Origin of the sequence: Micromonospora sp. NPDC051141 (assembly GCF_044455765.1) — a bacterium.
Taxonomy (GTDB): domain Bacteria; phylum Actinomycetota; class Actinomycetes; order Mycobacteriales; family Micromonosporaceae; genus Micromonospora.
The window spans coordinates 239,227-245,226 of sequence record NZ_JBITFD010000012.1 but is presented as its reverse complement, the minus strand read 5'-3'; the positions used below and the strand labels follow the sequence as shown (position 1 = coordinate 245,226).

Sequence of the window (6,000 nt, the reverse complement as noted above, 5' to 3'; positions counted from 1 at the left end):
CCCCCCCCCCCCCCCCCCCCCCGCCCCCCCCCCCCCCCCCCCCCCCCCCCCCCCCGGGGCCGCCCCGCCCCCGGCGGGGGCGGCGGGTCGGCCGGCCGTGCGCCGCGCCCGCGTCGTGGTTCAGGCCGGCAGGGTGGCCAGCAGCGCCGCCTCCCGCTCCGGAGCCAGACCCACCGGGGCGCGCGCCGGTCGACCGGCCCGCGCCGGCACCCGACCCACCTCCCGCAGCCACCGCCAGGTGTCCGCGACCGTCTCGGCGACCGGCCGGCAGACCAGACCCGCCGCGTACGCGCGCTCGACGTCGCGCTCCTGCAACCAGCGGTACTCGTGCCCGCGCGGGATCCAGATCGGCAGGTCGTTCCACGGCTCCACGCCGGCGGCGAGGATCGGCGCCGGCGGCGTCCACCGCAGCGTCGCGTCCGAGCCGGTGGCCGCCACCACCGAGTCGAGCAGCTCACCCATCGTCGTGTGCCCGCTCCGACTCACCACGTTGTACGCCCCGCCGACGCCCTCGGCGCCCCGGTCCAGCAGCCAACCCGCCAGGTCGCGGACGTCCACGTACTGCACCGGGAGATCCGGTGGCCCGGGGGCCAGCACGTCCCCGCCCCGGGCGACCCGGTGCAACCACCACGGCAGCCGCCCGATGTCCTCCCCCGGCCCGAGGATCAGGCCGGCCCGCACCAGCAACGCCCGCTCGCCGAACACCTGCACGGCGGCCCGCTCCCCGCCGGCCTTGTTGCGCGGGTAGTCGCCGTCGTCCGCGTCCGGCTCGGCCGCGATGGTCGGCGCCTCCTCCCCGGTGCCCGGCCCGGCCGTCGGCGCGTACACCGAGCCGCTGGAGACGTAGACGTAGTGCGGCACCGCACCGGTCAGGGCCCGTGCCGCGTCCCGCACGGCCCGGGGCGCGCCGTCCCAGGTGTCCACCACCAGGTCCCACTCGCCGCCGGCGAGCGCCGCCAACCCGCCGGGCTCGTCGCGGTCACCCCGCAACCGGTGTACGCCGGCCGGCACCTCGCCGTGCACCCCCCGGTTGAAGACGGTCACCGCCCAGCCACGGCGGACCGCCTCGGTCACCACCGCCCCACCGACAAAACCCGTGCCACCCAGCATCAACAGTCGCATCGCCCCACCCTGCCCCCGGAACCCCGGGCCGGGAGGACCTGTTCACGGTGAGCGGATCTGCCAACGGCAGAACCCACCCGTTCCTCCCCACCCGTTCCTCCCCACCCGTTCCTCCCCACCCGCGCTCTCCCCGACCCGCTCCCCCGCCCGACCTTCCCTGCGTCGATCTTGCGCTTGCCGCCCCTGGAACGTCGGTTTCGCACCGATTGGGCGGTCCGTAACTGCAAGATCGGCGGCCGGGGTGTCGGGATGCTCCCGCGTGGGGTGGTTTGTCCGGTTTCGGGGTGGTGGGCGGCACGCTCGCGGCGGAATCGTCGACGGGGTGGCGGCGTTGTATCTCGGTGCACGGCCGAGGAAGGCAAGCGGCCCCCGCCGTCGGCCCCCGCCCGGGGAATGATGGTGGGTCCCCGGTCGTTGCACTCACTTCCGGCGCCGCGATGAGGCCCCCGCCCCGCGAGCAGCCAGAACTTGTCTTGTGCGCCTGACGGTGCCCGCACCCCCCGGGTGCGTTGACCCCGAATGGAGCCCCCCGTGAACACGATGCTGCGTAAGAGTGTGCTGGGTATTGCTGGTCTGGCTTTCGCCGGTGGTGTGTTCGCCGGTCCGGTCGCCGGTCATGTCGAGTCCGCGCACGCCGCTACCGCCGGCAAGCCGGTCGCGGTGGCGAGTGTGCAGGGTGAGCAGTCGACGATCAGCCTGAACGACGAGCAGAGCGCCAACGTGAAGGCGATCGTCGCGGCGACGAAGAAGGCCGGGCTGCCGGAGCGGGCCGCGGTCATCTCGATCGCGACGGCGTTGCAGGAGTCGAAGCTGGAGAACCTGGGTCACCTCGGTGACCGCAACGACCACGACTCGCTGGGTCTGTTCCAGCAGCGACCGTCCAGTGGTTGGGGCACCCCGGAGCAGATCACCGATCCGGAGTACTCGACGCTTGCGTTCCTGAAGGGGTTGAAGCAGGTCGACGGCTGGCAGGACATGCCGCTGACCAAGGCCGCGCAGACGGTGCAGGTGTCGGCCTACCCGGACGCGTACGCGCAGTGGGAGAAGCAGGCCACCGACCTCGTCAACCAGCACTGGACCAAGTAAGACACCACGAAGGCCGGCACCCCGAACCGGGGTGCCGGCCTTCGCGTGCGTACCGGAAAATCGGGGTCAGGCCGGCGGGAGGACGAACGTCCAGGTGGTGGTGGTCGTGCTCGCCGCCGCACCCGTCGCGACCAGCCCACCATAGCTGCCGACCGGAACGCTGCTCGCCGAGTCCGTCAGCAGGCCGGTCACCCGACCACCTCCGGTCTGCGAGCTGTTGCTGCGGACCGCGACGCCGGCCGGCGGGGTGAGCACGGTGGAGGTGGCGTCACCGTGCAGCCAGTACGACACGGCCCAACTCTGCGCGGCGGTCACCGGCGCGAACGGGGTGGTCCGGGTGGCGGTGCTGGCCGGGTCGGTGGCCCGGGCGAAGACCGGCGCGCCCGGCGCGACCCCCCGGTACGCGGCCACCACCAGGTTGCCCTTCGCCTGGCTGTCCAGCGCCACCCGCACCGCCGTGCCCGCGTCCCCGGCGGTGGCGGTCTTCCACCAGGCGGTGGTGGTGGCGTAGCCGCCGTCGAACCGGTCGAGGCGCGTCCAGCCGGTCACCCCGGTCGGCTCGCCGGTGCCGGTGTGGGTGTTCTGGCCGAGCAGGAGCAGCAGCGTGTCACCGGGCTGCACGCCGGACGGGACGCTCACCGTGTGGCTGGTCCAGTTGGCGTTCGCGGTGGCCTGGCCGACGAACGAGATCCGTTCCGGCACCGGCGCGACCGTGACGTCGACGGTCGTGGCGCCGGTGGCGCCCCGGTCGTCGGTGACCGTCAGCGTGACCGGGTAGGTGCCGGCCGCGGCGTACGTGTGCGACGTGGTCGGCACGGAGACGGTGTCCGCGTCGGACCCGTCACCGAAGGCCCACCGGTGGTCCTGGATCGCGCCGTCCGCGTCGGTGGAACCGGCGCCGGAGAACGTGCACACCAGCCCGGCGCAGGACGGCGTCAGGGCGGCCACCGGGACCTGGTTGGCCGGCCCGCCGGAACCCTTCAGAATCTTCACGTAGTCGATGTCACCGGCGAAGTAGTCGCAGGTCACCTTCGTACCGTCGCACTGGCTCTTGCCGCCGACGGAGAGCTGCCACGAGTTCGCGATGGTGCCGGTCGGCCCGGACAGCCGGCTGGTGCGGACGCCGTCGACGTACATCTCCACGTACGCGGCGGTGCGGTTGCAGGTGACGGTGTGCCACTGGCCGTCGGCGATCGGCACGTCGGTGTACCCGGTGCGCGAGGCGCCGTCGCCGCCGCGGAACAGGCACTTCGGCTTGCCGCCCGGCGCCTCGAACTTCCAGTAGCCGCCGGCGGTGTTCCCCTGTCCCTTCTGGAGGATGTTGCCGAACGAGTACGTCGTCCGGTAGCGGATGGTCACCGAGAAGTCCCCGGCGTCCGGGTTGAGGTCGGTGCTGTGCGGCACCAGGTCCACATGGCCGGGCACGTACTCCTGGTCGGTGGGCAGGTGGGTGGCGAACCGGTGGCCGGTGGCCCCGGCGTAGATCGCGCCGGTGACCACCTCGTCGCCGACCGCGCCGTGCCGGCCGCTGCCGCTGCTGTCCGTCAGCACGGTCGACGACGCCGGCTCGTCCATGCTCCAGAACGCCACGGTCCGGGTCGCGGTGGCCTGCGCGGGCGCGCCGCCCACCGTCACCCCGGCCGCCGCGACGACCACCGCCACGCCTGCCCGGGCGACCGTACGCCGCCATCGTCCCTGCCCGATCGTCCGCATGTGACCGCCTCCCTGCGTGTCGGGCCCCACCCTGACACGCGTCGAGCCGGCGGCCCATAACCCGCACGGTTGATCTTCACCCGGCCCTCGGGGCGAACGGGTGGCCGATGTGGCCGGTGCCGGCCGCCGGTGGGGGATATCCGCCGGTCAACCGGCGGCAGAAAGATGATTCTTCGGTGGGCGATACTGGGTTTGAACCAGTGACCTCTTCCGTGTCAAGGAAGCGCGCTCCCACTGCGCCAATCGCCCGGGGCAGTTCGCGAGCGGACGACGGGATTCGAACCCGCGACCCTCACCTTGGCAAGGTGATGCGCTACCAGCTGCGCTACGTCCGCACCGTCGCCGACTCGCGTCGGCGACGAGGGAAACTCTACCCGATGCCAAGATCGCCGCGCGGCGACCCCCCGCGGGCCCGTGGTTGCGCTGCTCGTCGCCGGGGTACAGAGCGGGGCGACAGCACAATCATCCCCCTGAAGGAGGCTGTCGTGGGTATCGGTACGAGCATCTTCCTGATCGCGGTCGGCGCGATCCTCACGTTCGCGCTGAACGCCAACGTCGGCGGTGTCGACCTCGACGTCGTCGGCTGGATCCTGATGGCGGCCGGCGTGCTCGGCCTGATCATGACCACGCTGGTCTGGGGCCGTCGCCGTCAGGTGGTCACCACCGTCGACCAGCCGGTGGAGTACCGCCGGGTCGAGGAGCGCCGGGACGTCGCCCCGCCGATGTGATCCGACCGCACACACACCCCCGGGGGCCGACGGAGCTGATCGGTCCCCGGCCGGGCCGGGACGGGGGCGCCGCCGGGCGCCCCCGTCCGCGTACCCGGGTCAGTCCCGCATCAGCGCGTTGAGCGTGCCGTGGCCGAGCCCGCCGGCCAGCGCGTCGTACGTCCCGGCGTCGAGCGCCTCGCTCGCCGCCCGTTGGGCCACCGCGTACGCCGCCCCGAAAACGGTCGACCCGAGGCTGATCCGGGCCACTCTGAGCCGGGCCAGCTCGGCAACCGCCGGGGCACCCGGCCCGACCAGCACGTTCAGCGGGGCGGGGAGCGCCGCCACCAGCGCCGTGATGGTCTCCGGGTCGACCGTTCCCGGCACGAAGACGCCGTCCGCGCCGGCGGCCAGGTACGCCTCGGCCCGCGCCACCGTCTCCGGCACACCGCCGACGCCGCACAGGAACGTGTCGACGCGTGCGTTGACGTACAGCGGGATGTCGGCGCGGTCGGCGGCGGCGCGGACCGCGGCCAGGCGGGCACACTGCTCGTCGACCGGACGCAGGGGCGGGCCCGCGTCGTACCGGGCGTCCTCGATGTTCACGCCCACCGCGCCGGCCGCGAGCACCGCGGTCACCGTCGCGGCCACCTCGTCGGGGGTGTCGCCGTACCCGGATTCGATGTCGGCGGTGACCGGCAGGGGCACCGCGGCGGCGACCCGGTGGATCACGTCGACGGCGGTCTCGCGGGTGAGCGCGTCGCCGTCCGGCGCGCCCCGGCTCCACGCCACGCCGGCGCTGGTGGTGGCGACCGCGCGGGCGCCGGCGGCGGCCACGATCCGGGCGCTGGCCGCGTCCCAGGCGTTGACCAGGACCAACGGCTCGCCGGGCACGTGCAGGCTGCGGAATTGCTGGGCTCGGGTCTGTTGTTCGTTCACCGGGCCAGTCTCGGCCACGCGGGGCCCTCCCGGTGCCCCGCGCCCGACGGGAAAGGCCGTGTCGATCACTCGACGAGAAAGGCCGTGTCGAGTGATCGACACGGCCTTTCCGATGGTGGGCGATACTGGGTTTGAACCAGTGACCTCTTCCGTGTCAAGGAAGCGCGCTCCCACTGCGCCAATCGCCCTCGTCAACTGCCGAGGTGGAGACGGGATTTGAACCCGTGTACACGGCTTTGCAGGCCGTTGCCTCGCCTCTCGGCCACTCCACCGAGGTTGCCCCCGAACTGCGTGGCGGCATTCTCCGAGCGGACGACGGGATTCGAACCCGCGACCCTCACCTTGGCAAGGTGATGCGCTACCAGCTGCGCTACGTCCGCACGCCCCCGGTGTTTCCCGGTGACGGATGAGAACTTTAGCCGAGCGAGGGAAC

The 6,000-nt window shown here is 73.1% G+C and carries 5 protein-coding genes and 5 tRNA genes; 2 read left to right on the top strand and 8 right to left on the bottom strand.

The features are described from left to right. Positions 1 to 120: 120 nt before the first annotated feature. Entirely contained in the window at positions 121 to 1,122 is a 1,002-nt protein-coding gene (locus tag ACIA6B_RS23290) for an NAD-dependent epimerase/dehydratase family protein (RefSeq protein ID WP_396776234.1), read from the bottom strand. Positions 1,123 to 1,653: 531 nt separating this feature from the next. On the opposite strand from ACIA6B_RS23290, the gene ACIA6B_RS23285 reads away from it, so the two are divergent. Further along, the gene (locus ACIA6B_RS23285) at positions 1,654 to 2,208 is read left to right on the top strand and encodes a hypothetical protein (protein ID WP_396776232.1); all 555 of its coding nucleotides are present in this window, start codon (positions 1,654 to 1,656) and stop codon (positions 2,206 to 2,208) included. Between the two features lie 66 nt (positions 2,209 to 2,274). Here the strand turns inward: ACIA6B_RS23285 and ACIA6B_RS23280 are convergent, their stop codons facing one another. The 3 genes from ACIA6B_RS23280 to ACIA6B_RS23270 form a co-directional block, all read right to left on the bottom strand. Then, positions 2,275 to 3,921 (bottom strand): PKD domain-containing protein, encoded by a 1,647-nt coding sequence (locus tag ACIA6B_RS23280; protein WP_396776230.1) that lies wholly within the window; start codon positions 3,919 to 3,921, stop codon positions 2,275 to 2,277. Between the two features lie 177 nt (positions 3,922 to 4,098). Further along, positions 4,099 to 4,170, bottom strand: a tRNA-Val gene (locus ACIA6B_RS23275). Between the two features lie 13 nt (positions 4,171 to 4,183). Further along, positions 4,184 to 4,256: transfer RNA gene (locus tag ACIA6B_RS23270), tRNA-Gly, on the bottom strand. A 150-nt stretch (positions 4,257 to 4,406) separates the two neighbouring features. Between ACIA6B_RS23270 and ACIA6B_RS23265 the strand changes: the two genes are divergently transcribed. Continuing rightward, positions 4,407 to 4,649 (top strand): DUF6458 family protein, encoded by a 243-nt coding sequence (locus ACIA6B_RS23265; protein ID WP_107159425.1) that lies wholly within the window; start codon positions 4,407 to 4,409, stop codon positions 4,647 to 4,649. A 99-nt stretch (positions 4,650 to 4,748) separates the two neighbouring features. Here the strand turns inward: ACIA6B_RS23265 and ACIA6B_RS23260 are convergent, their stop codons facing one another. The 4 genes from ACIA6B_RS23260 to ACIA6B_RS23245 all read right to left on the bottom strand — a co-directional run bounded on the left by ACIA6B_RS23260 (position 4,749) and on the right by ACIA6B_RS23245 (position 5,947). Then, complete coding sequence (locus tag ACIA6B_RS23260) at positions 4,749 to 5,567, bottom strand: isocitrate lyase/phosphoenolpyruvate mutase family protein (protein WP_396776228.1); 819 nt, start codon at positions 5,565 to 5,567, stop codon at positions 4,749 to 4,751. A 113-nt stretch (positions 5,568 to 5,680) separates the two neighbouring features. Beyond that, positions 5,681 to 5,755, bottom strand: a tRNA-Val gene (locus ACIA6B_RS23255). A gap of 13 nt (positions 5,756 to 5,768) precedes the next feature. After that, positions 5,769 to 5,839: transfer RNA gene (locus ACIA6B_RS23250), tRNA-Cys, on the bottom strand. Positions 5,840 to 5,874: 35 nt separating this feature from the next. Further along, positions 5,875 to 5,947 (bottom strand) — tRNA-Gly (locus ACIA6B_RS23245). Between the last annotated feature and the right edge of the window lie 53 nt (positions 5,948 to 6,000).